Source organism: Methanococcoides mangrovi (assembly GCF_052057775.1).
Taxonomy (GTDB): domain Archaea; phylum Halobacteriota; class Methanosarcinia; order Methanosarcinales; family Methanosarcinaceae; genus Methanococcoides.
This window is the reverse complement of the sequence record NZ_CP195121.1, coordinates 444604-471546: the sequence shown is the minus strand read 5'-3', so window position 1 is coordinate 471546 and position 26943 is coordinate 444604. Positions and strand designations below refer to the sequence as shown.

Annotated in this window: 29 protein-coding genes; 14 read left to right on the top strand and 15 right to left on the bottom strand. The window is 46.8% G+C overall.

What is annotated here, in order from left to right:
- Nucleotides 1–131: 131 nt before the first annotated feature.
- The 3 genes from ACR3I3_RS02405 to ACR3I3_RS02395 are packed head-to-tail and all read left to right on the top strand — an operon-like array spanning nucleotide 132 to nucleotide 3619.
- The gene (locus ACR3I3_RS02405) at nucleotides 132–1541 is read left to right on the top strand and encodes a DHH family phosphoesterase (RefSeq protein WP_440952988.1); all 1410 of its coding nucleotides are present in this window, start codon (nucleotides 132–134) and stop codon (nucleotides 1539–1541) included.
- An 11-nt stretch (nucleotides 1542–1552) separates the two neighbouring features.
- Nucleotides 1553–2278, top strand: a complete 726-nt coding sequence (locus ACR3I3_RS02400) for a YkgJ family cysteine cluster protein (RefSeq protein ID WP_440952987.1) — start codon at nucleotides 1553–1555, stop codon at nucleotides 2276–2278.
- Between the two features lie 54 nt (nucleotides 2279–2332).
- Entirely contained in the window at nucleotides 2333–3619 is a 1287-nt protein-coding gene (locus tag ACR3I3_RS02395) for a 3-isopropylmalate dehydratase large subunit (protein ID WP_440952986.1), read from the top strand.
- A gap of 185 nt (nucleotides 3620–3804) precedes the next feature.
- Here ACR3I3_RS02395 and ACR3I3_RS02390 read toward each other — a convergent pair whose 3' ends face one another.
- Nucleotides 3805–4215: a CBS domain-containing protein gene (locus ACR3I3_RS02390; protein WP_440952985.1), complete on the bottom strand. Its 411-nt coding sequence runs from the start codon at nucleotides 4213–4215 to the stop codon at nucleotides 3805–3807.
- Nucleotides 4216–4435: 220 nt separating this feature from the next.
- Here ACR3I3_RS02390 and hisE point away from each other — a divergent pair, with 220 nt between their 5' ends.
- Entirely contained in the window at nucleotides 4436–4735 is a 300-nt protein-coding gene (hisE, locus tag ACR3I3_RS02385; RefSeq protein ID WP_440952984.1) for a phosphoribosyl-ATP diphosphatase, read from the top strand.
- A gap of 7 nt (nucleotides 4736–4742) precedes the next feature.
- Here hisE and ACR3I3_RS02380 read toward each other — a convergent pair whose 3' ends face one another.
- A complete protein-coding gene (locus ACR3I3_RS02380; protein ID WP_440952983.1) occupies nucleotides 4743–5618 on the bottom strand; it encodes a CBS domain-containing protein in 876 nt (291 codons plus the stop codon).
- A gap of 149 nt (nucleotides 5619–5767) precedes the next feature.
- On the opposite strand from ACR3I3_RS02380, the gene ACR3I3_RS02375 reads away from it, so the two are divergent.
- Complete coding sequence (locus ACR3I3_RS02375) at nucleotides 5768–6760, top strand: NOG1 family protein (RefSeq protein WP_440952982.1); 993 nt, start codon at nucleotides 5768–5770, stop codon at nucleotides 6758–6760.
- Here ACR3I3_RS02375 and ACR3I3_RS02370 read toward each other — a convergent pair whose 3' ends face one another.
- The 13 genes from ACR3I3_RS02370 to ACR3I3_RS02310 form a co-directional block, all read right to left on the bottom strand.
- Complete coding sequence (locus ACR3I3_RS02370; protein WP_440952981.1) at nucleotides 6761–7873, bottom strand: pyridoxal phosphate-dependent aminotransferase; 1113 nt, start codon at nucleotides 7871–7873, stop codon at nucleotides 6761–6763.
- Between the two features lie 12 nt (nucleotides 7874–7885).
- A complete protein-coding gene (gene hxlB, locus ACR3I3_RS02365) occupies nucleotides 7886–8497 on the bottom strand; it encodes a 6-phospho-3-hexuloisomerase (protein WP_440952980.1) in 612 nt (203 codons plus the stop codon).
- A gap of 46 nt (nucleotides 8498–8543) precedes the next feature.
- Nucleotides 8544–9029, bottom strand: coding sequence for a hypothetical protein (locus tag ACR3I3_RS02360; RefSeq protein WP_440952979.1), 486 nt, complete (start codon nucleotides 9027–9029; stop codon nucleotides 8544–8546).
- Nucleotides 9030–9044: 15 nt separating this feature from the next.
- Complete coding sequence (locus ACR3I3_RS02355) at nucleotides 9045–9404, bottom strand: DUF2073 domain-containing protein (protein WP_440952978.1); 360 nt, start codon at nucleotides 9402–9404, stop codon at nucleotides 9045–9047.
- A gap of 5 nt (nucleotides 9405–9409) precedes the next feature.
- Nucleotides 9410–10045 carry an Era-like GTP-binding protein gene (locus ACR3I3_RS02350; RefSeq protein WP_440952977.1) on the bottom strand — a complete coding sequence of 212 codons (636 nt, stop codon included), beginning with the start codon at nucleotides 10043–10045 and terminating at the stop codon, nucleotides 9410–9412.
- 125 nt (nucleotides 10046–10170) lie between these two features.
- Complete coding sequence (locus ACR3I3_RS02345) at nucleotides 10171–11187, bottom strand: PhoU domain-containing protein (protein ID WP_440952976.1); 1017 nt, start codon at nucleotides 11185–11187, stop codon at nucleotides 10171–10173.
- Nucleotides 11188–11306: 119 nt separating this feature from the next.
- Entirely contained in the window at nucleotides 11307–11945 is a 639-nt protein-coding gene (locus tag ACR3I3_RS02340) for a protein-L-isoaspartate O-methyltransferase (protein ID WP_440952975.1), read from the bottom strand.
- The gene (locus ACR3I3_RS02335) at nucleotides 11915–12565 is read right to left on the bottom strand and encodes an HVO_0476 family zinc finger protein (RefSeq protein WP_440952974.1); all 651 of its coding nucleotides are present in this window, start codon (nucleotides 12563–12565) and stop codon (nucleotides 11915–11917) included. The genes ACR3I3_RS02340 and ACR3I3_RS02335 overlap by 31 nt, the downstream gene beginning before the upstream one ends.
- A gap of 55 nt (nucleotides 12566–12620) precedes the next feature.
- Complete coding sequence (gene speB / locus ACR3I3_RS02330; RefSeq protein WP_440952973.1) at nucleotides 12621–13490, bottom strand: agmatinase; 870 nt, start codon at nucleotides 13488–13490, stop codon at nucleotides 12621–12623.
- Nucleotides 13491–13511: 21 nt separating this feature from the next.
- Nucleotides 13512–13895 (bottom strand): translation initiation factor IF-5A, encoded by a 384-nt coding sequence (locus ACR3I3_RS02325; protein WP_440952972.1) that lies wholly within the window; start codon nucleotides 13893–13895, stop codon nucleotides 13512–13514.
- Between the two features lie 166 nt (nucleotides 13896–14061).
- Complete coding sequence (locus ACR3I3_RS02320; RefSeq protein ID WP_440952971.1) at nucleotides 14062–15726, bottom strand: aldehyde ferredoxin oxidoreductase family protein; 1665 nt, start codon at nucleotides 15724–15726, stop codon at nucleotides 14062–14064.
- 51 nt (nucleotides 15727–15777) lie between these two features.
- Entirely contained in the window at nucleotides 15778–16473 is a 696-nt protein-coding gene (locus ACR3I3_RS02315) for a matrixin family metalloprotease (RefSeq protein WP_440952970.1), read from the bottom strand.
- A gap of 33 nt (nucleotides 16474–16506) precedes the next feature.
- The gene (locus tag ACR3I3_RS02310; RefSeq protein ID WP_440952969.1) at nucleotides 16507–17931 is read right to left on the bottom strand and encodes a response regulator; all 1425 of its coding nucleotides are present in this window, start codon (nucleotides 17929–17931) and stop codon (nucleotides 16507–16509) included.
- A 195-nt stretch (nucleotides 17932–18126) separates the two neighbouring features.
- Here ACR3I3_RS02310 and ACR3I3_RS02305 point away from each other — a divergent pair, with 195 nt between their 5' ends.
- The 9 genes from ACR3I3_RS02305 (at nucleotide 18127) to ACR3I3_RS02265 (ending at nucleotide 26927) form a co-directional block, all read left to right on the top strand.
- On the top strand, nucleotides 18127–18909 hold the full coding sequence (locus ACR3I3_RS02305) for a thermonuclease family protein (RefSeq protein WP_440952968.1): 783 nt from the start codon (nucleotides 18127–18129) through the stop codon (nucleotides 18907–18909).
- A 64-nt stretch (nucleotides 18910–18973) separates the two neighbouring features.
- Nucleotides 18974–19774, top strand: coding sequence for an HAD family hydrolase (locus ACR3I3_RS02300; RefSeq protein ID WP_440952967.1), 801 nt, complete (start codon nucleotides 18974–18976; stop codon nucleotides 19772–19774).
- A 269-nt stretch (nucleotides 19775–20043) separates the two neighbouring features.
- Nucleotides 20044–21660, top strand: coding sequence for a methyl coenzyme M reductase system, component A2 (gene atwA, locus ACR3I3_RS02295; protein ID WP_440952966.1), 1617 nt, complete (start codon nucleotides 20044–20046; stop codon nucleotides 21658–21660).
- 29 nt (nucleotides 21661–21689) lie between these two features.
- Entirely contained in the window at nucleotides 21690–23255 is a 1566-nt protein-coding gene (gene mmp3 / locus ACR3I3_RS02290) for a methyl-coenzyme M reductase-associated protein Mmp3 (RefSeq protein ID WP_440952965.1), read from the top strand.
- Entirely contained in the window at nucleotides 23252–23686 is a 435-nt protein-coding gene (locus ACR3I3_RS02285; RefSeq protein ID WP_440952964.1) for a methanogenesis marker 6 protein, read from the top strand. Before mmp3 ends, ACR3I3_RS02285 begins: the two co-directional genes overlap by 4 nt.
- Before the next feature lie 9 nt (nucleotides 23687–23695).
- Nucleotides 23696–24151 carry a methanogenesis marker 5 protein gene (locus ACR3I3_RS02280; protein ID WP_440952963.1) on the top strand — a complete coding sequence of 152 codons (456 nt, stop codon included), beginning with the start codon at nucleotides 23696–23698 and terminating at the stop codon, nucleotides 24149–24151.
- Nucleotides 24148–25392 (top strand): methanogenesis marker 15 protein, encoded by a 1245-nt coding sequence (locus ACR3I3_RS02275; protein ID WP_440952962.1) that lies wholly within the window; start codon nucleotides 24148–24150, stop codon nucleotides 25390–25392. Before ACR3I3_RS02280 ends, ACR3I3_RS02275 begins: the two co-directional genes overlap by 4 nt.
- A 5-nt stretch (nucleotides 25393–25397) precedes the next feature.
- Nucleotides 25398–25991, top strand: coding sequence for a methanogenesis marker 17 protein (locus tag ACR3I3_RS02270; protein WP_440952961.1), 594 nt, complete (start codon nucleotides 25398–25400; stop codon nucleotides 25989–25991).
- Entirely contained in the window at nucleotides 25992–26927 is a 936-nt protein-coding gene (locus ACR3I3_RS02265) for a methanogenesis marker 7 protein (RefSeq protein WP_440952960.1), read from the top strand. It begins immediately after the preceding gene.
- Nucleotides 26928–26943: the final 16 nt, after the last annotated feature.

The window sequence follows — 26943 nt, the reverse complement described above, 5'->3', positions numbered from 1 at the left end:
TATTTGCTATCATTATCTCACCGAAAGAACCTTAATACTAAATAAAGAATTATAGCTTACCAGGAGGTATTACAATACCCGCTTTAAAAGAAACGGATCCCCAGGTCAGGAAATGGTTGAACCCAACCTATATGATACTTGGAAGTGGAAGTATCGGCTTTGCTGTTGCAAAGGAGCTTCGTGAGCTTGACAAGGACCTGATAATAGTTGACAGGGACAAACAAAAGGTAGAAACACTTCGCGAAGAGGCATATGAGGCCTTTGAAGGCGATATTTCAGATCCGGATATTTTCCAGCATATAAATCTGAAGGAACTTACCGGTATACTTGTTCTGAGTTCTGATAATGAGGCTAATAAAAAGGCCCTTAAGAATATCTCTCATCTGGGGCTGGATGATGTTTATTGTGTTGCAAGGGCATCTGATGCCATAAGCCTGCAGGAGATGGATGGCCTTGGTGCGGATCTTGTTGTTATGCCTTCAAGGCTTGTTGCAAGATCGGTCGCAAGGTCCCTCGGTCGTGCAGAGTCTCTGCGCAGGGGAAACAGACTTTCCCAGTGGTTCAAGGAAATGTCTGGCAAGGACCTTGCCATTGTAGTTCATGATAATCCTGATCCTGATGCAATTGCCAGTGCTCTTGCGCTGCAGAAGATAGCAGAGTCCTTTGATGTAAGGTCATCTATCCTTTACCATGGCGAGATCGGCCATCAGGAGAACAAGGCTTTCGTGAACCTTCTGGGCATTGATCTTAACAGGATGGAGGAGCACGACATCTCTGAGTTCGATAATATAGCAATGGTAGATTGTGCTGTGCCTGGCGCCAATAACATATTGTCTACCGGGACACACCTGGGTATTATCCTTGATCATCATCCACTCGGTGAGGTGGATATCGATGCTGATTTTGTGGACATCCGCCCGAATGTGGGTGCATCAGCCACGATACTAACCAAGTACCTCCAGGAGCTTAATATCGAGATCGAAAGTGAGCTGGCAACGGCGCTGCTCTATGGTATAAGGACCGATACCCTTGATTTCAGAAGGAACACGGACTCAGCAGACCTCTCTGCTGCAGCATTCCTTTATCCTCTGGCTGACCATGACATCCTGGATCAGCTCGAAAGGCCTTCCATGTCTATCGAGACGCTCGATATACTGGGAGAGGCAATTCTCAACAGGCAGGTCATAGGCAGTTACCTGATGACCAATGTGGGTGTCGTCCGTGACCGTGATGCGCTACCTCAGGCAGCTGATTACCTGCTAAATCTTGAAGGTGTTTCCACATCCATCGTTTTCGGTGTTTCCGAGGACCGTATCTTCCTCTCAGGCAGAAGCAATGACATCAGGGTCAACCTCGGTGAAGTGCTCAAGAGGGCATTTGGAGAGGAGGCTGCAGGCGGTCATGCCAATGCTGCAGGGGCTCAGATCCCGCTCGGTGTCTTCAGTGACATAAAGGACCGTCAGACGCTTCTGAGGCTCGTTAACGAAGCGGTTGTCAAGAAGTTCCTCAATGCAATAGGCGTTGACGAGATGGTCGAATAAGTTCTGGTACTATGACAGAACATTTCTCAGAATACCGGCAGTCCCTGATCAGGGCCCTTCAGGAAGAACTTGAAGCTGCCGGTTCCATTCCGGTTGAGGATATCGCATCACAGATACGTGATATCGGTTTCTCGTGCAGTATGTGTGGGAGCTGCTGTAAACGTTCAGGCGGGGATAACCGCGTCTTTCTGACATCTGCAGACCTGGAACTGCTGGAAAGCTGTCCTGCATGTCCGGAAGATGCTGCTGTACCAATGGTTCCGGATGGTATGGATATGAGTTCTGCATCTTCTGTACTTGAACATCTCTTTGAGTTCGATATCGACATTAAAGGAAGGCTGCATACCTTTGGCTGGATGCTCAAAAGAAAGGATTGCGGTGATTGTTTCTTTATCAGCGAGGATGGCAGCAACCGTTGCAGCATCTACGGGAACAGGTCAATGCTTTGCAGGACATATCCCTTCTATATCGAAGGAGGGAAATTGCAGACCTCGGAATGTGAGGGTTTGGGTAATGGGATCTCCTATGAGGATTCCCTTGTTCTTGCAGGATACCTCGTTGAAAGGTACATTACGGAAATAAAAGATACTATCCTTCTGTATGAGAACTTTGAGGAGATACAAAGCTCTGCAGAATCTGTGGAGGTCTTCAATAAGAATCTTTCAGATGGTGTTCTTGCCTTTGTTGTCCATGATTGTACCGGAATGTCCATTTTTTCACGTAAATTATTTATGTGACCTTGTTCATCGATTGCTTTATTTATAATATGTACATTAAATGCAGTGATTACCATGGCCAATAGTAATGATCATCCAATGACGATCTCAGAGAAGATCTTCTCCAAAGCTTCAGGAAAAACGGTGAAAGCAGGAGAGTTTGTACTTGCGAACATTGATCGTGCAATGACCCACGATATCACAGGACCACTTGCAGTAGATGGTTTCTACGAGATCATGCGTGACAAGGAAGAGAAAAAGGTATGGGACCCAAGCAAGGTCGTGATCGTTTTTGACCACCAGGTACCTGCAGATTCTCTCAATGCATCTGCAAACCATATCAAGCTCAGGCAGTTTGCAAAGGAGCAGGGTATACTGAACTATGACGTTTATGAAGGTGTCTGCCACCAGGTCATGCCTGAGATGGGACACGTTCTCCCAGGTGACCTTATCGTGGGCTCTGACTCTCACACATGTGCATACGGTTCCCTTGGTGCTTTCTCAACAGGGGTCGGATCCACTGACATGGCAGCTGTCTTCGCATCCGGAAAGCTCTGGTTCAAGGTTCCTGAGACCATCAGGTTCGAGGTGAACGGTAAGCTTCCAAAGCACGTCTATTCCAAGGATATCATCCTGCACCTGATCGGTGATGTCGGAGCAGAGGGTGCCAGGTACATGGCAGCCGAGTATGCCGGTTCCACAATCGAGAACCTCCCGATCTCAGAACGTATGACCATCTCAAACATGGCCATCGAGATGGGTGGAAAGGCAGGAATCATCGAGCCTGACAGGACCACAGAGGCATACCTTCAGGAGCGTATCCCTGATTACAAGCTCGACCCATACTGGAAGTCCGATGAGGATGCAGAGTATGCCGAGTTCCATGATTATGATGTTTCCGACCTTGAGCCACAGGTAGCATGTCCTCACAATGTAGATAACGTGAAACCTGTATCCGAAGTTGAGGGAACAAAGGTCGACCAGATCTTCGTCGGTTCCTGTACCAACGGACGTTTCGAGGACATCAAGATCGTTGCCGAGATGATGGGTGATGAACCGGTAGCAAAGGGCGTACGCCTTCTTATCATCCCTGCATCAAGGACAGAATACATGAAGGTACTGCGTGCAGGATACGTGGAGCAGTTCATGGAAGCAGGTGCAATTGTCGAGTCACCATGCTGTGGTCCATGTATGGGAGGTTCTTTCGGTCTGCTCGGTGATGGTGAGGTCGGTCTTGCCACTTCCAACCGTAACTTCAAGGGACGTGAAGGCAGCCCTGAATCATTCGTATATCTCAGTTCACCTGCAACAGCTGCAGCATCTGCACTGACAGGTGAGATCACTGACCCGAGAAAGATCTGAGAGCGCCTCTCAGTTCTCTTCTTTTTAAATAGGGACCAAAACAGATATATCTGAATATTGATAAGTAACTCAAGACGTTGGATTTAAACCAACAAAAATTCCGTCATATTTTGTAGGATTACAAGCCAACGTCACATTACTTCAAATTCTTAGACCATTATTTTCTTCAAAAAAAAGCTGGTCCGTTATTTCTGGAACAGCTGCTTAATTATGTCCCTTGCGCTGAGTATCCCTACCGGCCTATAGGATGCACCCACGGTCTCTTCGGACATTACTATCAAACGGTGTACTTTTTTCTGGACCATAAGGTCTGCAGCATCATGAACAGTGGCGGACGGTGTGATGGTCTCTACTGAATCGGACATTATATCTTCAACGGACGCTATTTCCCAGTTCTTGTCCTTCATCTTGCGCAGGATGTCCACGTCTGATATGACTCCGAAGGTCTCACCATTCTCTTCAATGGCTATTATCGCAGAGACGTTGTTATCTGCCATTGTCCTTGCGATCTCAACAGCATTTGATCCCATTGGTACTGTTACTACTCCTCTTGTCATAACGTCTTTGACCTGCATGTTTTCTGCTATCAATTCCATTCCTCCCTTTATCTCAAGAATATTCAGTATTTATCGTTCGATACCTGCAGATGTTACTGCCCCAATATTTATTTGAAGAATTTGCTATAAATATGCATCGGGTAATTGAAATCCTTTTTAAAGGAGTAGTACAATAGCTAAGTAATCCGACCCTTGTGGTCTGTTAAATATTTCATGATCTCATTCGCAATTAAATTATATTCACAATGGAGTTTTCCCAATGACCGATGCAGATATGTCTGTCCTGAACGAAGTATTCGATGTTATAATGGATCGCAAGAACAACCCTGTGGAAGGTTCATACGTCTGTTCCCTTCTTGACCACAGAAAAGGTATCAATAAGATACTTGAGAAAGTCGGTGAGGAGGCCACAGAGACAATTCTCGCGGTCAAGGATGATGATAAGGAAGAGATCATCTATGAGACATCTGATCTTCTGTTCCACCTTCTTGTAATGCTGGCAGCAAAAGGAATAAGTCTTAAGGATATCTCAGAAGAAATGAAAAAAAGAAGGCATTAAGGTCATATCAGTATATGACCAGTTCATGCAATACATCTGTTTTTGATATCATCCCTACCGGACTATCGTCAACTGTGACGATGAGCCTGCCGATGTTGTGATCATCGAACATTTTCACAGCATCACTAAGGGACGCATTGCCATCGATTGTGATGACGTTCTTTGTCATGATGTCCTTTACTTTGAGGTTGATCTTTCCGCTTGCAAGTGCTTCTCCGATGTCCATGAAAGTTGCAATTCCGACGATCCTTCCATGTTCCTCCACCGGAGCACCATGGATCTTGTTGGTGATGAACACACGTGCAGCTTCCTGGATCGTTGCGTTTGCATCCACAGAAATAGTGTCTTTCTTTATGTAATGCCTGATCGATTTCTTTGGCAGGGATACCATTTCGGTGATCTTGAAAAGTAAAAGATTCTCAGTGTCGTCACGTCCGACCACTTCTCCCCTTACTATCAGGCGGTTCACAGGGGTGGGTCCTACCTGCACAAGGTCTCCACCTGCAAAATCCTTGATATTTCCAAGTACCTTTAATCTTCCATTGCACATTTCCGGATGTCTTACCGTTGTAAAACTGATCTCTGCAACAGTAGCCCCTTTGACAACTTCCTCATTCCTGTAAAGCGGAACTTCAGCTTCTTTCTCCATGCTTGTTACACTTAGTGCTTCATATGCTGCACCAGTGGCTCGATATCCGCCTTTCGGACCTGGCACTCCTTCGACGAGCCCAAGCATTTTGAGAGATTGCATCTGGTTCCTTACGGTCCCGGGGTTCCTGTCTATAAGCTCAGCGATCTCTTCGCCTTTAACTGCAGAATCCTTCTGACGCTGAAGGTTGATCAATTCGATAATTATCTCTTTTTGAATAGGTGTAAGTTCCATGAGATCACCGTTTTCTTCCCATGAAATTAACTCAAAAGAAGTATATATACATTTGTAGGATTTCAAACGGATGATAATGAAAAATACTTCCCAAGGAACAAAAATATATAGCTTACGTGAGTTTGTGCCTCAATATAAAGGTAAAGATCATGATATTTGAGAAGATCCACACTGTCCCGACTTCGGATGAACTAATAGATAAAGCATTTAGAAGAGCTACGCGTGCAAAAGCAGGCAAGACAATAAGGGACAATGACAGTGCCTTAAGGGCACACGAATCAATGGTCATGACATCCGGTAACATCCTGTCTGATAATCTTTCCAATATTGTCAGGCGTTTCCCGAACTTTGATGATCTTCCTGATTTCTATTATGAGCTCACTGACATCGTAGTGGGTATTGATGAACTTCGTCAGGCTCTGGGAGGGGTTGACTGGGCAAGCCAGAAGCTCCATGAGATCTCCAGGGAGTACGTTGGGAAGATACGCAAGAGCAAGGATCCCGTTACAACACGAAAAGAGGCATTCGGGCGCATGGCATCTGTCATGTCGGCCGTCGAAAAGCATCTCATTTTCCTGAACGAGGCCCGCAATATACTGAGAAAGCTCCCTGATGTTCGTGATGAGCCTACCATTGTCGTGGCAGGTTACCCGAATGTCGGAAAATCAAGCTTCGTTTCAATGGTCACCGGAGCAAGGCCGGAGGTGGCCTCCTATCCTTTTACAACCAAAGGGGTTCTTATTGGTCATTTCATGAGAGGCCATGATCGTTACCAGGTGATCGATACGCCAGGTCTTCTGGACAGGCCGATGTCCGAGCGTAATGATGTGGAGAGGCAGGCAATAACTGCAATAAAGTATCTGGATGCTGTTGTGCTCTTTATCATTGATGCAAGTGAGACCTGCGGTTATGCGATCGAAGAGCAGAAACGTCTCCTTGATGAGGTCGTTCAGAACTTTGAGCTTCCGATCTATGTTGTGGCAAACAAGGCAGATCATGAAAGGTTCGAGATGCCGGATTTCGTAGATGTGAAGATGTCCACGGCTACCGGTGAGAGCCTCGATATAATTGTGGATAAACTTGTCGAAATGATCGATGAGATCAAAAAAGAAAAAGAAGAGGATCAGTCTGTCTTTGACTGATCAAAGTACTTTTTTCATGATCTCAAGTGCCCTGTTAATATCCTCCATGGATGTGGCATAAGAGATCCTTATATAACCGTCACCATTCTGTCCAAAGGCAGTTCCTGGCACGACAACGACTCCGTTTGATATCAGTTTTGTAGCAACTTCCACGCTGTTATCAACCTTCGGGAACATGTAGAATGCACCCTTTGGTGCCTCACATTCCATGCCAAGTTCGTTGACGCCTTTTACAAGCACGTCCCTGCGTCTTTTGAACTCATCCCGCATCTCAAATACGGAATCCTGAGGGCCGGTGATGGCTGCAAGTGCTGCCTTTTGCGCAATTGAATTGGCACAGGCCTGCACGTACTGGTGGACCTTGAGCATCTGTTCCGTGTACTCTTTGCTGGCGGCAGTATAGCCTACACGCCATCCGGTCATGGAGTATGTCTTGGAGACTGCATTGATGGTGATCACATTGTCTGTAAACTGTGCAGGGCTGATATGTTCTCCTTCGTAGATGAAGTATTCATAGACCTCGTCAGAAATGAGAGTTACATTATGATCATCTGCAATATCTGCATATGCCTTCATATCGGCCTTTGAAAGAACTCCTCCGGTAGGGTTGCATGGAGAGTTAACGATAATGGCTTTCGTTTTTGGTGTGATCCTTTCAAGCACGTACTCCGGTCTCATGGTCAGGTCTTCACCCAGTGGGACTCCGACCACTTTTCCTCCCATAAACTCGGTCAGTGCATTGTAGGATACGAATCCGGGATCTGAGATCATGACCTCATCGCCTGGATTGACAAGCGCTGCGATTGCTATCTCGAGTGCTTCGGATGCACCGGATGTGACGATGATGCCGTCTGGGCTGACCTCGAAATTGTTGTCCTGTTTGAACTTATTGCTCAATGCTTCCCTGAGCTCTGCGATGCCTGAGCCATAGGTATATCCTGTAAAGCCCTCGTTTATAGCATCAATGGCCGCCTGCCTGATGTGTGCAGGGGTTTCAAAATCGGGCTGTCCAAGCCCCAGGTTAATCGCATCAGAACCTGCGGCTTCGAACATCTTCCTGATGCCTGATATGTCCACATTGAGAACTCTTTGTGCAAACTCTTTGCCACTCATGGTAAGGCCTCTTCACTCAAGCTTTGCATGACGTGATTTAAGGTCGTCCTCGGAAGCTCCGGTGAGCGAGATAAGTTCTGCTACCAATGCATCCAGAAATACGAGGGATGAGATCTCAAAGGATGTTCCAAGTGGTGTAAGGTGTGAGTATTCCCCGCGCATGTGCCTTTCGAGGTAGCCACCTGTGTCGTTTTTTGTCCTTCCCATGATCTCCACTGTGGTGTCGGAAAGGTGGCCAAGGGTTGAGTCCTTGTTTGATGTGACTGTGATAAGTGTTGCACCGATCTCTTTTGTTATCCTTCCAAGATCTGAGATGGACCTTGTCTCTCCGGATCCTGATATTGCAATCACTGCATCTCCTTTACGGACTGCAGGAGTGGTTGACTCTCCCACCACATAGGATCTAAGGCCAAGATGCATCAGGCGCATTGCAAATGCCTTCCCTACAAGACCGGATCGGCCTGCACCCATGACAAAGATGCTTTCAGCTTCCATGATGTTCATCAGCATCTGTCTGATTTGCTCTTTGTCAAGGCTCTTGGCAACATTTTCCAGGTGCTGTGCCATGAGTTCCATGGATGAGATCAGATGTTCACACTCTGTTGAAGATATTTTATCTATCATGATTTGTATTCCTCCTGCATTTCAAGGGCAAGTATCAGCGCTTACCTTACTCTTTGTATATAATCTCTTTTATGTCCCACCCTTCTATCTTCTTAAATTCGTCCGATAGTTTGGAAATGTCGGAATCATCCCCGTTCCAGTAGATGTCCAGTACAACATCATCTGTCCTCAGTTCCTGGATTATGTTCTCTGCCAGGTGGAACAGGGCTTTGTTGCTATGGAATGGTACATTGAACATGGCCCGGTATCCGTGATCTGCCCTGGCATAGGAGACTAGCACGTATCCGTTGCTCTCATAGTCGGTGATAGAATCAAAATCACAAATTAGTTCGATCTCGTAAACAGCTGACTTGTCAACCTTTGAGATTGCAATAAGGGTCTGACCGACTACCAGGTCCGGGGTCTGGCGTCCGAAACAGACCGATATTTTCCCATAAGTGCAGATCACGTCCACATTTTCACTCCCCATCTCGCATGAAGAAAGGGAGTGTAATGAGGATCCGGTTCTGGCTCTGTCTTCAAGATTTTCCATTAATGTCCCACACGCTTATTTGTTCGAAACAAGTGCGCTTATCATGTCACGGTCTTTCTTAAGCGTCTTAAGCTTGTTCGCAGGACCAATTACAGTAAGGCGGGTACGTACCGGGCTCTTCTTTAAGAGTTTTCCGAGGAAAGAACCTTCTGTCTGTGAAGGGTAGCTTTCCATCTCAATTCCTGCAAAATCGTCCGGCTGGATCTGGGTCATTGTCATTTCGATAAGGGTTGCTTCCTCTTCAGGGGTGAGTCCTTTCTCGAGAACAAGGATCTTGCCGCTCTTCACTTCATCCAGGATAAATCTGATCTTTTCAACCGGTGGCATCTTTGCAAGCCTGTCTTCTGAGACAAGGTCCATTTGAATACCCTGCATTGCGATCACCCGAACCTCTTGGCGATTTCTTCATAGAATGTATCTATGTTCTTTCCTTCAAGGGCAGAAATTGCTACCATCGGGTGCTGTGGGAATGCTTCCCTTATTGTGGATGGAGATGATTCCGGCAGGTCCACCTTGTTCGCAACGATCAGCAAAGGCAGGCTTCTTGCTTCCATATTACCGATGACAGTTACATTGACCTGTGTGTATGGGTCTTCGGTAGCATCCATCACAAGGATTACTCCGTCAAGGTTCTCCAGCCACTTCACAGCTTCAATTACACCTTCTGTTGCTTCCTTTGCTCTCCTCTTGGACTCAGCCTCGTCCATGCCCAGTTCCATGAACTCATGAAAATCTATCTTGGTCGCAAGTCCAGGAGTGTCGATGATGTCCAGGCTGATGGATCCGCCATTTGATTTAATGGTAACTCCTTCCCTGCGCCTTGCACGGCGTGTTTCGTGAGCAATGTGTGAAACAGATCCCATCGCATCGCCGGTCCAGTCCCTTAATATCCTGTTGGCCAGGGTTGTTTTACCTGCATTTGGAGGGCCATATATCCCTATCCTTGCATTCTTTTTGTTAAACAGCTTTCTGAAAAAGTCTGAAAAATTTTTCTTAAAAGATCCTATTACACCCATTAAATCCCTCTAACTATGAATATGAATGCTATCAAATGTATGATGATTTGATATTACTTATTCCTTATAAATAATCGCCTGGATTCCATTTGGTCCGATTATTTTTTGATGTTTTTCCTAAAATATCATTTGTTCTGGACGATGGCCATTGACAGGTTGATCGCAAATTCAGAGATATTTGCTCCGTATTCTCCTATTCTGTCGATACTGTCCGCAACCGTTCCAAGAGCAACAATGACTTCCGGTGAGTTCAGGTCAAGGAGTGATGCGTTCAGCTCATCGATACTTGTTTTTGCACTATCTACCTTTGCTATCACTTGGTTTGCAAGGTCAGTGTTCTGGTTGTATAATGCGTCTATGGCATCTTCCACCATCGCAGTTGAGTTCATGTGGGATCTTTCGAGAAGTTCCATGGTCCCTTCAGGTATCGGGTTTTCAAGTGTCGATGCTATCTTTGCTATCCTGAGGGCGTGGTCTGCGATACGTTCCAGTGAACTTGCGGCAAGACGGAGGTCATGGTATTCGTCAATTGTGGTTTCAGATGTATCAGGCAATCGGCTTCCCCGAAGTACTGTTCGGAACTGTTTTGAAATAAGCAGGAAAAGTCTGTCCACTTCGTCATCACGTTCTATAACATCAAGCGCGAGATCTTGATCGTGGTTCTTCAGTGCCTGCATCGCATCATTCAGCATTGATTTTGAGATTAGGAACATCCTTCTGACGCTTTTTTTAATTGAGACCTCACTGGGGTTTAGCAGGTCCTGGATCAGTACAGAGTTCGCTGTCTCTTCTATTATCTCCGGTCCTATGAGCTTGTGGCAGACGCTTCTTATGATCTTCTTCTGGTCAACCTGTATCCTGTTGGCCCGCAGCTCGATCATGTCGGAACCGGATATGTAAGCTGCTATCAGGAGCCTTACAAGTTCGTCTCCAAAGCACGCGTTCACATCAATTACGTTCTTCTTTTTCGTGCTCTGGATGATCCCTTCAGCTGCGATGGTAAGGGTTCCGTCCTCCTGTGGCTGGAGTGTTACTTGTGAACCTGTCGTTATTCCGGCTCGCTCTGCCCACTTTTTCGGCAGGGATACGATATATGTGGAACCACCGGTCTGCTGTATCTTTCTAGTTTCGATATAAACCACCTGTTAAAAGCTATGGGTATATATCGATATATAGTAATGGCAAGTGTATATATATCTAAGGTTCAAAAAGTAGATCGGGATGAGCTATATTTCATAAGTGAATTATGCCGGGAATATGATCAGTATCCATATTCCCCTATCAGAGGTACGAAAATGACTCCTCCCCATGCCTGTTGAGTGATTTTCCCTTCTTTGTCCTTCTTTACAATAACGAGCTGTTGTTCACCATTGCCAACAGGGATCGCCATTATTCCTCCGGCTGCCAGCTGTTCGATAAGGGGCTGCGGTACTCTGGGTGCTGCAGAGGTCACACATATCCGGTCATAGGGTTCATGTTCTTCCAGTCCACAGGATCCGTCGTCCTGAATGACAGTGACGTTCCTGTATCCTGCCTTTTTGAGATTCTCTTTTGCAAATAGGGCAAGTGCAGGTATACGTTCGACTGTATAGATCTGGCCTTTCTCTCCTGCAAGTTCTGCCATAACTGCAGCATTGTAGCCTGATCCGCTTCCGACTTCCAGGATCTTCATGCCTTCGGTGATCTCCAGCAGTTCACACATGATCGCAACCATGTGAGGTGCAGAAATTGTCTGGTTATATCCGATAGGTAGCGGCATGTCAATATATGCCGTGCCCTGAAGTTCATCAGGCACAAAAAGGTGTCTTGGGACACGCATCATCGCATCAAGTACTTTGTTGCCTATCCCGTTTGGTCTTAGCGAATCAATCAGTATCTTCCGCTTCTCTTCGAACTCCATGATGTTTTAGCCTCTCCCCATCCTTTCTTACGCACTTCTGTAGCAAAGATGCGCTTGATATATTTGGCAGGGACCCTGTCACCTTTGCGGGACTGGAATCCCCCTCCCCTTATCTTGATCTTGGTGATCTGGAAATCCTTCCTTTCGGCATTGTACTGTTCGCCGACTATGAACTCAAATTCTCCGGAAACCCTTTTTTCCACAGAAACGGAGCCGTTACGAACCTTCACTGATATCTTTGTGTTGACCTCGTCTGTGGCACGTCCCCATATAACTTCAATGTTCTCTATCTCTTCCTTTTCCACCCGGCGACCGCCTGATTCGAGAGCTGTCACAATTATCGGGTATACCTCATCTGCCTCTTCATCATCCACGATGATCTCATCATCTACGTATATGACCTCTCCGGCATCGATGTTTGTATGAAGTGTGAATGAAACCTCCCCCTTGCTGACGATAACCTTTGTGTTAACAGGTTTTTTTTCTTCGATCGTTGCGGGGTGTACTGCTCCACATTCGTGGCACTGGACAACAGGATTCTGGCCTGGTCTTAGAACATCATGTCCCACTGGCTCTTTTGGTGAACACATTGGGCAAATTACTATTACTTCTTCTGTCATGGTCTCTGTCCATATGATTGTTGGAGGTGTGTATAAAGTTAACCATGAGGTAAGCTCATTGAATTGAAGAAGCGTGGGCAGCAATGAACTCACGGATGAACTTCGCACCCAGCAATGCGGTCTGGCCGCCGTCATATTCCGGTGTGATCTCCACAACATCGAATCCGGCTGACATTGGTGCAAGTCCCCTCACAATATCCCGAACCTCAATAGAAGAAAGTCCGAAAGGTTCAGGTGTTCCCAGTGCAGGTGCGTATGCCGGATCAAGGGCATCCATGTCCAGTGACAGGTAAATGCTGTCGCAGTCTAGGTATTCCCTGATCTCCCTCACAATTGTTTCGGGTCCTTTGGAGGCAACATCTTCGGGTGTATAATAAAGGATATTGTTCTCTTTAGCGAATTCCCATTCTTCTCTCGGTCCGCTTCTTACGCCTATGGTCACATATTTGTCAGTGACCTCGTCAAGTATGTGTCTTGATACGCAGGCATGGTTGTATTTCACACCTTCGAACTCATCGCGAAGGTCAAAATGTGCGTCCAGCACGACCACTCCGAATTTACCCTCCGCCCTTTTTGCACAGGCTTTGACACATGGAAGTGTAAGTGAGTGTTCTCCTCCCATCATTATGGGTATCTTTCCGTCCTCAGTAATGCCTGAGACGTCCAGGTATAGTTCGCTAAGGACATCATCTATCAGGACACCTGCTTCGAAGTTCCCTGCATCGTGTATGGGAAGTTCAGCAAGGTCAATATCAAAAAAAGAGTTATAACTTTCAAAGTTTGCAGAGGCACTCCGCATAGCATCCGGAGCCCATCTGCTCCCGGCACGGAATGAGGATGTACGGTCAAAAGGTACTCCAAAAAGGACGTAACCGGCAGAATCGTAATCTGCCAGTGCATCCACCATGCCAGGACGGTAGAACATAATATTCCCTTTAAAGGGCGCTTATCTGAGGTCGATCTTCAGTTTGCCAAGGGCAGTGATGTATGTGATATCTGCACCTTCGACGACCCTGTCCTTGAACTGCTCAGGGATAGGGAGTTCGAATGTGGAGTAGTCTTCCATGTCCATAAGCTGTGCGACGTCGCCTGAGATGGACAAAACCTGTGCGGATTTGCGCTCTACGATAGGTACGTATGTCTTAGCGGAAACTGAGCTTACAATGGAACGCTTCTGGTTGTCGAAGATCCCGATCGCCTCTATCCTTGCCTTTGCTGAACCGTGCTTACCTGGCTTTGATTTTGCGATGCTCTTGATCACACATGGCTCATCATCAATAACTACGTACTTACCTTCTTTAAGTTCTTTAACCTCTACTTGCTGTTTCATTTATGATCCTCCTGTCACTCGTAAAAAAGCGTCAAGTTTTTTATTATCGGATAAATCTGTGGTTATAATTCTGCGTTCTATATATGAACTTAACGAACAAAGTCGTCCAAAAGGCATGGATGTTTCAAAACTATTTAAATTCATGTCCTTTGGAACTCTTTTTCGCTTATTTTTGCCTTAAAAGTCCCAGTTCTTCAAGTTTCTTTGCTGAAGGGTTCCCGTTCTGGCGCCAGTCCCTGAAATGGTAGTAGTCTGATATTGCTTTTTCAAACTCATTCCTGTCGAGACCATCCTTTCCGAAGAACATCTCCGGCAGGGTGTCATCCTCTGCGTCGAAGCCTGCTCTCATATTGAACATCCTCTCAAGGTTCCATATCCTCTCTCCTGCCTGCATGAGGTCAGCTGCAGAGTATTCAATTCCTGTGGCACTGCTCAGCATTGCTGCAAGTTCAACTTCAGAGAGGGCAAACGTTGCAAAATGGCACAGGGCAAGCGATTCAAGTGCAGCAGCATAGTTCTGGAACACCTGCACCAGGCCTGCCTTTCCGGAAAGTTCCGTCCTGTCAAGCAGGAAAGGTTTACCTGCAACTTCCGGTCCCAGCATGTAACCGTTCAGGTGGCAGGCACCCCTGTTGGAGGTGGCATAGGAAAGTGCCTGCCCTTTCAGTTCTCTGGGATCATAGCCGGGGATGTGCGATCCTTTTGATGAAAGGGACTGAAAACTCCTCTTTTTGTCCTTTCTTTCCTTCATCTGTTCACCTTCACCGACAATCGGGACCATCTTTGGGTCCATTTCCCCGGAAACTGCTATTATTGAACCACAGGAGATCGGATCGATCCCATATTCATAACAGTCTCCGGATGCATCGGTTATGGATCTCAGGTCATCATTGCCGAGGTTCGGTCCGAAGGCCCATATCTCATCGTATTCGGGGACCCTCTCACCACTATCATATACGTGCCTGCATCCCACAGGGCACATGTAGCACGGGTTTCTTTCTGTTTTTTGGAAATTCATTATGGTGCTCGCAGAGAGCCTTTCCGCATTTTCAAAATAGGTCTTCCCGAAGTTGTATGAAGGCATTGCTTTCATGTGGTTCAGCAGGCTCAGGAAAACAGCGCTTCCATATTTACTGAGACCTTTTGAGGTGACCGTATTTGAACAGAGCAGCTTGCTGGCATTTTCAACGGCCCTGTCAAAGCTTTCCTGTTCGGCGATCTCCGGTTCGAACTCCCCTTTGACAACTACTGCTTTCAGGTTCTTTGAACCGGCAACAGCTCCTGGGCCTCCTCTTCCCTCCGATATACCATCACTTACAATATTGGATATGCTGACAAGTTTCTCTCCGGCCCTGCCTATGGCTGCAACTTCCCCTTTATCCTTCAGGATGGAGACCGTCTCACTTACATTCTTTCCCCAAAGGTGTGATGCATCCAGTATGTTGACCTCTTCACCTTCGATCTGCAGATAAACAGGTTTTTGGGAGGTTCCTTTGATGGCAAGGGCATCAATCCCCGACCACTTCATCTCCTTTGCGAAATGACCTTTCTGTACTGTGTTGAATATCGTTTTTGTAAGGGGTGATATTGTTGTAATGTTGAAAGCACCTGACATCGGTGCAGCAGTTCCTGTAAGTGGTCCGGTTGTGAATATAAGCGCATTTCTGTTATCTAAGGGATCACAATTTGCAGGAACAATGTCCGAGAAGATGGCTGCTCCAAGTCCTCTGCCACCAATGAAGTCCTTTGCCATCCTGGCTCCTGTCCTTGATTCTGTGACCGAGTTCTCGGAAAGGTCTACTGTGATCGTTCTTCCTGTCCATCCTTTCATCTTCGATCTCCCTTATTCTCTTAATTCCTCTTCCGTTGACAGGGTTCGGGATCATTTCTTCAGCAGTTCATGCTCAAGCTTTTGCCGTTTCCTGTGGTAACGTAACCATACTATCGAGAGGTATCCCGATATTGCAATGGCCATCAATATAACTATGATAATAAGCGGATAGGTAGTTTGTACAAGCAGGGGGTCAATATTTTCCCTTTGTTCATAGGTGGGGTACATTATATCCCGGGGGTCATTGCTGTGCCCCAGCCCAAGGGCATGGCCAATTTCATGGGTGACAAGCTGCTCCATATTCGCATCGCCATATTGTTGCCATGAGAAGCCTCTGTAATCTCCTACTTCCAGTACGATATCTGCATGGACATATCGTCCGTTGGCTATCATAGGTCTGCAGAACCCGGCGACACCTTTCTCTGCACCGGTGACCTCTTCCATGTTCTCCACCCACATGATGTATATGTCCGCATCTGTGGTGTTGACAGGTTCAAAAACAGGAGTATAGCTGAGCTTACCGTTCCCCCCGTTCTCCCAGTATTCCAGGGCTTTGATCACCGTGGCAGGATAGGATGGACTGTAATGCGGTGGTGTGTTCTTCTCATCAATATATACTGTGATCGGGGTGTGGTCCCATGGTTCTTCCAGGAATTTCGGATATTCCTTTTTATCTAACAGGGCTGACCCAGGTGTAACGATCGCGATGATGAGAAGTATGGTGATAACTGCTTTCCGGAAGTTCATAATATCTCATTCATTGCAGTATTGTTTGTTACATCATATTTTATTTTCAAAGGATATGTCTTTTTTGGGATGGTCCGGGTTCTGGAATGTGATCATATATTTTGTACCCGAACTCCCATCGATCAGGATATTACCTCTGATCTGTTCCACAAGTTCATTTACAAGTTCCAGTCCTAGCGTGTCGGTTTCTGATATTTCCTTTACGGGTATGCCTATCCCATCGTCTTCCACACATAGGGTGAACCGGTCATCAGAACTGTGGAACCCGATATAGATATTTCCTTTCCCGTCCGGGAAGGCGTATTTGAAACTGTTCATGATAAGTTCATTTAAGATGAGTCCCAGATGGGTTGCATCATCAAAGCTCATCAGAATGTCCTCAGATTCGATATTTATGTTTATGAAACGTGTCTGATGTTCGTTCATGTGCTGCAGGTAATCGACAACATCGCGCACATAATTGCGGAAATTTACCTTTCCCATCTCTTTTGAGCGGTATATCTCCTCATTTGCCATGGCGATGGAATGCACTCTGTCCCTGCTCTTCTCGAAAGCCCTTATGACTGTCGGATCTGTGAACTTTGAAGCTTCAAGGTCAAGGAGGCTTGAAATGATCTGGAGGTTGTTCTTGATCCTGTGGTGTATCTCCTTTTCATGCACTTCCTCTGCTTTAATAAGTGCCTCTTCAGCCCTTTTTCTATCGGTGATATCCTCGCCGGAGGAAAGTACTCCAGTGATATTACCATCTTTGTCATAAAGAAGTGAGTTGTGCCACAGTATCTCCTTTTCTTTCCCGACCATTGTTTTTATCGGGGATTCGTAGCTTTCCAGGTTATCTGTATCCCCGAGGATGAAGCGGGATATTTTCTGAATTGCCTCTTCCCTGTGTCTTTCAGGAACAAGTTTCTCAACGAAGTTCTCACCTATCAGTGTTCCATCATTGCAACCAATTATCTCACATCCTTTTTTATTGATAAGCTGGATGTTCCCTTCTGTATCGAATACCGTGAGCATAACTCCGGCAACTTCCAGATATTTTTGTGCAAGGTTGCGTTCCAGTTCGTTCTTCTCATTAAGTTCCTTGATCTTCAGGAGTGATCTTATCCTTGTTTTGAGCTCAAGCTGGTCAACCGGCTTTGTGAGGAAATCATCCGCTCCGGCTTCAAAACCTTTGATCCGGTTTTTCCTGTCTGAAAGGGCGGACACTATTATCACAGGTATGAAACGGGTGCTTGGGTCATTTTTCAGGATATTGCAGACTTCGTATCCTCCCATGTCAGGCATCATGACGTCTGCCAGAACAAGGTCTATATCCTCTTTTTCGATGGTTTCAATAGCTTCTTTTCCGTTGTGCGCATTTATTACATCGTACTCCGGATAAAGGTAAGCCTCCATCAGTTCTAGGATCTTCTGATTGTCATCCACAACCAGTATTCTTGGTAAAGCATTTTCCTGCAATTACTGATACTTCCTGTGAGCCAAGTTTAACTTGAACTAAATTCAATGGTATGCTAAGTTTCTTTTACTAAGCTTCTATCTTACTATACCAGTCTTTCTCTAATATTACTATTTTGGGATGTTTTTCTTTCAATGTATTTTTATTAGTGTATATTTTGCAGGAACTTTGAAGTATCTTGCCGAAAACTTCAATCTATGCGTAAGGTCATTTTAATTCTGCTGCTCTTAAGTTTCACACTTTCACTTTCCGGATGTATCGACAACTTTGATGCAGTTCCGGAACGTACGGTTACTTTTGCGAATGTCACTGAAGTGATAGACGGGGACACCTTCGTCATATCCACTGGTGAAAAGGTCCGTCTTATTGGGGTGGACACTCCTGAAAGGGGTGAGCCCTATTACGGGGAGGCCAGGCAGTACATGGTCGATAATGTGCTTGGGAATACCGTTGGCCTTGAATCAGATGTTAGCGACACTGACCGCTACGGCCGTCTTCTAAGGTATGTCTGGCTTAATAACACCATGGTGAACAACGAGCTTGTGCTTTCAGGACTGGCCTACTCAAAGACATATGAACCTGATACCTATTACCAGGAGCTGCTGGATAGTTCAGAGTTACATGCAAGAGGGATGGGTGTGGGGCTCTGGTCAATCTCGTCTTCAGGAGATGCGGACCTGAGAACCATATCCTACCTTGATGCCGGCAGGTATGTGGGACAGGAAGTGAAGGTTGAAGGTAGAGTTGTCACAACTTCAAAGAACAATGAGAATGGTATCATTTTTCTCAATTTCCATGAACCCTATGAAGGTTATTTCACCGTGATCATATGGTCGGATGACTGGGACCATTTCCCGCAAAGTCCCGATGTCTATTATGACGGGAAGCAGGTGTTGGTTACCGGCGAGGTTGTTGAATACAAAGTTACTCCTGAGATAGTCGTACATGAGCCTTCTAAGATCAAGATCTTAAGTGAATGAAAAGGCCATTTTGTTTTGGTAAAGAACATAAAGTTAATAATTGGTTATGCTGAATCATAAAAACATGCAAAAGAGCATTGCTGTGGTTTTCGATAGTGCAGGTACCTTATTGCATATGTATCGTGTGGCAAAGGACATGTCTAGCGGAGACCTTCTTACCGGTGTGGAAAGTACTGATCTGGTGGCCCGCCGCAAAGGTCGGGCACTGATCGTGCTTCACACAGAGCCCTCCGTGATCCTTGCTGTTGACCGCAACATGCGCGTGATCGATTTTATTGACGGCCACGACATAGCTATAGATATCAGCTGTGCAAGTGTTCCTTTTTCTGTGGAAGAGGCTTATGACATTATCAAGGACAGCGATATCAGGGTAGATGATATCCTTCAGGTGGTTGGTGTTGTCCGGAAGCATTGCCCGGAGATATTCTATGTGGCAGCAGGCATCATCGTTGACCGTAATGATCATTCCGTACCCTATGTTCTAAGTACGGGAGGCCGCCTGTTCCATGATAGTAAAGAAACCGTTGATAGGCTGAAAGGTCTTGGGGTTTCTGTATTCATAGCATCAGGTGACAGCAGACGCAATCTTAAGCAACTTGCCGAATGCATGGGCATATCCATGGAAAGGGTCTATGACATTGCCACTACCCGAGAAAAGGCACGTATAATCCTTGAGCTGAAGGATACTTATGATAAGGTGCTTATGGTCGGCGATGGTATGAACGACATCCTTGCCTTAAGGGCTGCAGATGTTGGGATAGTGACCCTTCAACAGGGAGATCACCGTCCGGAAAAGCTTGAAATGTCTGCAGATGTTGTGATAAGGGATATCCGTGAAGTATTGGGCATTGTCGAATCTCTCTAATTCTATTTTTACTGTCCTTGATTGCGTCATCCTGTCGTTTGCTATTGTTTTTGAATGTTAACGGTGATGCGCCAATGCGTTATGTTTATGTAGTGCATTATGTAATGCTCATATATCTGGGGACAAATTCTTAATAATGTCTCAGGAACAAAAGCAAAACTGATATGTACTTCAATGGTTTTGTGCCGACCGTGCAAACCTGTTAAGTAGCATTAAATACCATATTATAAACGGATACTTACGCTTAAGCCAATATCGGAGGAAAGCAAATGTCATTGTTCATTGAGGTCAAAGACCTGACCATATCTTATGATGGTGTTAAGGTTCTGAAAAATGTCAATCTTAACATCAATGAAGGTGAAGTCATTGGAATTTTAGGTCGAAGCGGTTCAGGAAAGACCATCCTGATGCACGCTTTGAGGGGAGCCGAGGAGTATGAGAATATTTCCGGTTCGATAATATATCATCTCGCAAGATGTGAAAAATGCGGTCATATCGATCCTCCAAGCAAGGTAGGTGAAACATGCCGCCATTGTAAGGATGAGGTGATGAAAGCATTCGATGCCGACTTTGTCGCCCTCTCCCTTCATGATCATTACCGCAGAAGTGTTTCCAAAAGGATCGCTATCATGCTCCAGCGTACCTTTGCACTGTATGGTGATGACCAGGTCGTTACAAACGTCATGAACTCTCTTACTGAGATCGGTTACAGTGGCAATGATGCAATGTCAAGGGCAATGGAGCTTCTTGAGGATGTAAGGCTGTCCCATCGTATGATGCACGTTGCACGTGACCTGAGTGGTGGGGAAAAACAGAGGGTAGTACTTGCAAGGCAGCTTGTAAGGAACCCAATGCTGCTCCTTGCCGATGAGCCTACAGGTACACTTGACCCGAGGACTGCGGATGTTGTCCACGATGTTATCGAAAGGGCTGTCAAGGCCTACAACATGACAATGGTGATCACTTCCCACTGGTCAGAGGTTATTGAGGAGCTTGCAGACAAGGCCATCATCCTCGAAGATGGAGCGGTTATCAAGGAAGGCGATCCCCATGAGGTTGCCGCTGAGTTCATGAAGATGGTCTCACACATCGAGAAGAACGAGAACATTGCTCTTGGTGAGCCTATTATCGATGTCAAGAACCTTGTCAAGAAGTACATCTCTGTTTCAAGAGGTGTTGTCCATGCTGTCAATGACATCTCATTTGATGTAAAGGAGGGCGAGATCTTCGGTCTTGCAGGTACCAGTGGTGCCGGAAAGACAACAACTTCCGAGATCCTTATGGGTATCGTACAGCCTACTAAAGGTGATATCCACGTGCGTGTGGGTGATGAATGGGTGGACATGACAGTACCAGGTCCTGATAACAGGGGCCGTGCTACCAAGTATATGGGAATCCTGCATCAGGAGTATGGACTTTATACACACAGGACCATCATCGATAACCTTACGGAATCAATTGGTATCGACCTCCCTTACGAGCTTGCTGTCCGCAAGGCAATAAAGACCCTTATTGCTACCGGATTCACTGAAGAGAAGGCAAAGGCGATCCTGCCAAAGATGGCCGATGATATCAGTGAGGGTGAGAGGCACAGGGTTGCTCTTGCACAGATCCTTATGAAAGAGCCTAACATCATTGTGATGGATGAGCCTACAGGTACAATGGACCCTATCACAAAGATCGAGGTTACAAGGTCAATCCTTAAAGCACGTGATGAGATGGGTGACACGTTCGTTATCGTTTCACACGACATGGACTTCCTGCAGGAAGCATGTGATCGCGTTGCACTGATGAGGGATGCCAAGATAGTGGCCATTGGCGAACCAGATGATGTTCTTTCCCAGCTTACCGAGGAAGAACGTTTACTTGCTGCTCAGGAAGCATAACTTTAAAATCAGCTCCCTCTATTAGTGTAGTGGAGGCGATAGTCCTGAGCAGTGATATTAATGCAGAGGTCAATGGACATCAGATAGCTTTGCCCCCGGGTTCCACTCTGGGGGATGCTATAAAAGCATCTCAGGCCCCTTATATGGAGGGTACAGCTATAGGTATCCTCAAGAAAAATGAGGGTGGCAAAAGCGGTGCTATTATAGATTACTTTGTGAAGACCTCGAAAGGAGACTTCAGGATAGAACTGGAAGATGACTCATCCTCTGCTGCCATATGGGCAGAGCACTTTGATGAATATGAGGGCATAAAAGTACGATGGGATTCCAGAGATGCAGTTGCATTTGGCCCTTTTGCAGCGGATATTGTTCCGACTCATTCTTCACTTACACTGAACAAATATGATGTTGTTTTCGGAGCAGGAGGCCTTGATCCGAACAACACTCACATGATAATAGCCCTGGAGGACCATTCATCGGAATATGGCACTCCGGAAGATGGCATTTTTGGGAAGGTCGTAAGTGGTGTAAGCGTCCTGTCCCGGTTGGGCAGCGGTGACAGTATTCTCAGTATCGAGCCGGTCATGGAATGGGAAGAGACCGGTGAGCACATCTGTACCACTGACCTGAATACAGTTGTAGAGGATGGTTTCAGGATATTCACATTCATTGAGGTCGAGATCGACCCCAGAGCGCCTGAGGGTGCAGAACATTTCTTCGCTCTGACACGTCATGGGACCTTTGACGTTGAGTTTGCTTCAAGTTCTTTTATTTCTGATCATTCACTTCATGGTGAAATGTGTAAATTCGAAAATTTCGATCCAAGAACAAGAGGTTCTGTGTGGGTAAGGACCGTGGGATACGGAACCGGTAAAATGTTCATTGCCCGCGATGACAGGCCTGCCAGCATCATGCATTCGGTCGTTGGTCATGTTTCCCATGGTATCGAGCTTGTCCAGATGGCAGAGACCGACCAGAAGCTGATGGTAAAGACATATCCTGAACCTCTCTGGCTTTTGGGCCTGTCCTTTAAGGAGGCTGAAGAGAAGCTTTCAGCCCTTGGTATTGAGCTTGTGAAGAAGGGTTATTCCGAAGATGATGCGGTAATCGTTGAGCAGGAACCAGGGAACACCATCGATGTCCTGAGAGGAGGAAAGGTGGAAGTTACAGGGGTATCGGATTCCAGGCTTGTGAAGATTAAGCTTTATGATGACCTTGCTCCCAAGACACTTGATTTTTTCAGGCATGCAATCGACCTCCAGTTCAAGCCTGTTGGCGCATTGCCAATAATGATGACGTATGAGAACACCTACATCTTCAAGGCAGAGAAGGCCGCTGAAAAATACAAGGAGATCTTCCCGGAGAACGTACCTCAGGGCAAGGTGGCAGCCGGTGAGCTTGGTGTCACCAACCAGGCGGCAAAGAGACATGGTATGGTGGGTGTGAAACTTGAGGATGACGACCTGTTCGGTCCTACGGGTGAGAAGTTCGCAAGTACGAACATCATAGGCCGTATCCTTGAACCCGAGAAGCTCAAAGGCATGAAGGACGGCGATGTTATGTATGTTATTGAAGATACAGGAAGTGATCAATGATGGCAGAAAGTGAGGATAACATCACAAAGATCGTTGTAATAAGCTCGGACAGCGTCCTGCCAATGGATGCGGCCATGAAGGTATATGAGTCGGAGGATGCCATCACCATCAAGGAGACCTGTTTCGGGACAATGGTGAATGGTCCCCGGGATGCTGTGGAGAGGGTAGTGGAGACCCTTCGTTCCATGGATCGCAATCATATCTTTGTTAAGGACAGGGGTTTTAAGCCCGGTGCGGAAGTAAGGTGTCGTGCAGGAAGAGGAGGGGGCCCAAGGCCGGGTTTCCATTTCCTGAGGGAAGAGGTCAGCATGCTTCCGATGATCGGCAAAGCACTGGACGATTATGATGCCGGGGTTCCTCTTGAGGAGAAAGAAGCTCCCGGAAAACTGGATGTATCGAAGTTGAAGAAGATCATTGATTCAGAATTATGAGGTGTTATTTTGGCAAAAGTTATCATTTATCCAACAAACAGCCTTATCCTTTCCGACATGGTCGAGAGATTCGGGCATGAGCCTCTTGCCATGATGGAGAAGATACGCGAGAAGATCACTACTGTGGGTGTGGACTCTCCTCCATTGAACATCACTCCTGAGGGGCCAAAACACGGTCTTAAGTATGCGGCTGTGGAGGTCCCGGCAGGTGTCAGGGGGAGGATGTCCATCATTGGCCCGCTTATCGATATGGCAGAGGCTGCTATCATTGTTGGTGATGCTTCCATAAGTTTTGGCTGTATGGGATGTGCCCGTACAAATGAGCTTACAAAGTTCCTTATAAGGGCGAAGGATATTCCTATACTCGAGATCCAGTACCCTCATACTGAAGAGGAAGGGAAGGCCTTTGTGTATAACATTGCAGAGTTCCTGAAAGCCCTTCCAAAAGGCGGTGACGAAGAATGAGCGATAAGAAAGACCAGGTACTGATAGCACTTGTTTCCTGTGGAAGCGAGTATGCCGGTGTCCAGAAAGAGCTGGAGGACGCTGCAAGCACCCTGAACGCAAAGCTGGTCTATCCTGAGATGGATGTTGCGTCACTGGATACCATCGGAATGGAGTTCGGTCTGGAGGTCGCAAGTCCTGACCTGAAGCTCATGATGGCAAGGGCAAAGGCAGTTGTCGAAGGCGTTGCCAGGGTGGATGGTGTGTTCGTCACATCATGCTTCCGCTGTGCAGAGGCTGCCATCGTCAGGAACGAGGTCCGCAGGTACATCTTCGAGAATTCCGGACTCCCTGTTATCAGTTATTCATTTACAGAACGTACTACAGCAGCTACATTGCTGACACGTCTTGAAGCTCTTACCACCATTGCAAGAAGCAAACACCTCCTTGCAAGAGAACACCAGGTGGGCATTACTGCTGGAATAGACTCCGGTTCCACCACCACCAAAGCGGTTGTCATGAAGGACGACGAGATCATCGGTGAGGGCTGGGTCCCCACCATCAAGGTCCTTGAAAGTGCAGATCAAGCTTTGAACCAGGCGCTGGACCAGGCTGGCCTTAAGAGGGAGGACCTCCAGGCAATAGGTACCACCGGATACGGCCGTTTCCTTATAGGAGAGCACTTCAATGCTGACCTGATGCAGGAAGAGATCACCGTGAACTCAAAGGGTGCTGTCTATCTTGCGAAAAGGCAGCAGGGCAGTGCGACAGTTATCGATATAGGTGGAATGGACAATAAGGCCATATCCGTACAGGACGGTATTCCCGGAATGTTCACAATGGGAGGTATCTGTGCAGGTGCATCCGGTCGTTTCCTTGAGATGACCGCAAAGCGTCTCGGTGTCGATATAACGGAACTTGGTGACCTTGCCGTGAAGGGTATGGGCAAGAACGTGGAGATGAACAGCTACTGTATCGTTTTCGGTATCCAGTCCCTTGTGAACTCCCTTGCCAAGGGATCGAACCCTGAGGATGTGGCAGCCGCAGCCTGTCACAGTGTTGTCGAGCAGATCTTCGAGCAGCAGCTTCAGGAGGTAGAGGTCAAGGAACCTCTGATCCTTGTGGGCGGTTCATCGCTCATTGCCGGTGTTCCAAAGGCCCTTGGTGAGCTTTTGAAGATCGATGTTCTCGTGCCTCCACATTCACAGCTCATCGGTGCTGTGGGTGCAGCACTTCTGGCATCCGGTTATGTAAAGGGGTGATCTTCATGGAGCCCCTTGAGACATTCATTGTAGAGACCACGGAACCTGACGAGGCAAAGGCTTACGAGAGCATACTGAAGGATATTATCTCAGAACTTGCCTTTGTAAGGACAATAGGGAGGATAAAAGTGAGGATAAGGCCAGAGGACTCATTGTTCATGATGGCCATGGTCCTTCGTAGCGGTCTTCCTCCTGTGAAGGCAAAGGAGATTTCGCAAACCGAGATCGACAGACCGGGATCGAAGGTGCTCGTCACTGTAACGGATGAGAAGACCATCCCACAGTTCCTCGAAAAACTATGGGCGCAGTTTGGAAGGCAGAACGTCATACAGCCCCAGAGGAACCTGATCGAGGTGATCTCCGATGACCCGAAGGCAGCCGAGGGATCAATTGGTGATATCATCGTGGATGATCCGGAAAAGTCCCTTCGTGAAAGGCTTGCAGATATGGCGATACGTGCCACGCCGGAAGGTTTCAGGATCCGTTATCACTCACTTGATAATGGCAGGTTCATATTTGTTGCATCAGAGGACACGATGCAACAGGAATGGATAGACGAGGCCCGTGTGATGCTTGAAGACCTGACAGGAGATGAGTAAATGGCAGCAGTGCTTGAACCTTATATCTATGAAGGCGGTGTTCACAAACACAGCCTTATACTTGAACTGCTGGAAGATCTTGGTGGTTATCTTGTCCAGAAGACGCCTGCTTCCACAGAAGTTACTCTTGTTATGCTTATCCCGAAAAAGGATGTCCCTCTGGTGGAGGACCTCTGCAGGAAATTGCTTGGAAAACTGACTCCTGCCCCACTTACGGGAACAGAGATCGCAGTGGTTTCCCCGACACTTGCTTCTCATCACCTTCCGCATTCTGCATGCGATGTTGCGGAGTACCTGCGTCGCGGAGGTGCTAACACGACCATGATCGGTCTTGCAAGGGGGATGGGCAGAAGGGTCGCCCTTTCTGCAGACTACGAAAGAAGGCTTATCAACGAGCATGATGTTGCAGTTTTCTCTTTCGGTACCTTCCGGGATTGTATCATCAACAAGAAACCCAAGCTCTTTGAGGGCATCGAGATCCCGATAATCGTAACCGGTGGGCCGGATATCAAAACAGAGGATGTCCCTGGTGCTGACATGTATGTGGGTGGTATCGGCAGGGTTGCCCACAGGATGAGAAAGGGCCCGGAGCTTGATGCAATGGACGTCCTCAATGAAAAGGTGGGCGAGATCATAAACCTCAAGAGGGAGTGGATCTCAAAAGATCCTCTTGCAGCTCTTCCTGCAAGGGTGATGAAAGAAATACAGGAGCAGGTTCCTGACATCCTCGATGTCCTGGCCCCTGCACCCATAACACTTCAGCTCGACGGCCTGAGGGTGAAGCTTCCTTTTGAAGAATATCACGAAACCATCGGGAACATTGAGTTCGATGAAGGTTTCAGGCTTTCGGATATTGCGAACATCACTCCTTCAAAGATGAAGAACTATATCCTGATCAAGATCAAACGCAGGTCAGAGGTAGGTTCCCAGGTTTAATTATTTACTATCGGTG

Coding starts and splice junctions, on each gene's coding strand:
- ACR3I3_RS02350 (WP_440952977.1), bottom strand. CDS start 10,045: ATGGGTGTAATAGGATCTTTTAAGAAAAATTTTTCAGACTTTTTCAGA.
- ACR3I3_RS02335 (WP_440952974.1), bottom strand. CDS start 12,565: ATGACAGAAGAAGTAATAGTAATTTGCCCAATGTGTTCACCAAAAGAG.
- ACR3I3_RS02380 (WP_440952983.1), bottom strand. CDS start 5,618: ATGGAACTTACACCTATTCAAAAAGAGATAATTATCGAATTGATCAAC.
- ACR3I3_RS02320 (WP_440952971.1), bottom strand. CDS start 15,726: ATGAAAGGATGGACAGGAAGAACGATCACAGTAGACCTTTCCGAGAAC.
- ACR3I3_RS02355 (WP_440952978.1), bottom strand. CDS start 9,404: ATGCAGGGTATTCAAATGGACCTTGTCTCAGAAGACAGGCTTGCAAAG.
- speB (WP_440952973.1), bottom strand. CDS start 13,490: ATGTTCTACCGTCCTGGCATGGTGGATGCACTGGCAGATTACGATTCT.
- hisE (WP_440952984.1), top strand. CDS start 4,436: ATGACCGATGCAGATATGTCTGTCCTGAACGAAGTATTCGATGTTATA.
- ACR3I3_RS02315 (WP_440952970.1), bottom strand. CDS start 16,473: ATGAACTTCCGGAAAGCAGTTATCACCATACTTCTCATCATCGCGATC.
- ACR3I3_RS02270 (WP_440952961.1), top strand. CDS start 25,398: ATGGAGCCCCTTGAGACATTCATTGTAGAGACCACGGAACCTGACGAG.
- ACR3I3_RS02405 (WP_440952988.1), top strand. CDS start 132: ATGATACTTGGAAGTGGAAGTATCGGCTTTGCTGTTGCAAAGGAGCTT.
- ACR3I3_RS02370 (WP_440952981.1), bottom strand. CDS start 7,873: ATGAGTGGCAAAGAGTTTGCACAAAGAGTTCTCAATGTGGACATATCA.
- ACR3I3_RS02395 (WP_440952986.1), top strand. CDS start 2,333: ATGGCCAATAGTAATGATCATCCAATGACGATCTCAGAGAAGATCTTC.
- ACR3I3_RS02300 (WP_440952967.1), top strand. CDS start 18,974: ATGCAAAAGAGCATTGCTGTGGTTTTCGATAGTGCAGGTACCTTATTG.
- ACR3I3_RS02285 (WP_440952964.1), top strand. CDS start 23,252: ATGATGGCAGAAAGTGAGGATAACATCACAAAGATCGTTGTAATAAGC.
- atwA (WP_440952966.1), top strand. CDS start 20,044: ATGTCATTGTTCATTGAGGTCAAAGACCTGACCATATCTTATGATGGT.
- ACR3I3_RS02340 (WP_440952975.1), bottom strand. CDS start 11,945: ATGGAGTTCGAAGAGAAGCGGAAGATACTGATTGATTCGCTAAGACCA.
- ACR3I3_RS02375 (WP_440952982.1), top strand. CDS start 5,768: ATGATATTTGAGAAGATCCACACTGTCCCGACTTCGGATGAACTAATA.
- ACR3I3_RS02305 (WP_440952968.1), top strand. CDS start 18,127: ATGCGTAAGGTCATTTTAATTCTGCTGCTCTTAAGTTTCACACTTTCA.
- ACR3I3_RS02390 (WP_440952985.1), bottom strand. CDS start 4,215: ATGGAATTGATAGCAGAAAACATGCAGGTCAAAGACGTTATGACAAGA.
- ACR3I3_RS02265 (WP_440952960.1), top strand. CDS start 25,992: ATGGCAGCAGTGCTTGAACCTTATATCTATGAAGGCGGTGTTCACAAA.
- ACR3I3_RS02400 (WP_440952987.1), top strand. CDS start 1,553: ATGACAGAACATTTCTCAGAATACCGGCAGTCCCTGATCAGGGCCCTT.
- ACR3I3_RS02325 (WP_440952972.1), bottom strand. CDS start 13,895: ATGAAACAGCAAGTAGAGGTTAAAGAACTTAAAGAAGGTAAGTACGTA.
- hxlB (WP_440952980.1), bottom strand. CDS start 8,497: ATGATAGATAAAATATCTTCAACAGAGTGTGAACATCTGATCTCATCC.
- ACR3I3_RS02275 (WP_440952962.1), top strand. CDS start 24,148: ATGAGCGATAAGAAAGACCAGGTACTGATAGCACTTGTTTCCTGTGGA.
- ACR3I3_RS02360 (WP_440952979.1), bottom strand. CDS start 9,029: ATGGAAAATCTTGAAGACAGAGCCAGAACCGGATCCTCATTACACTCC.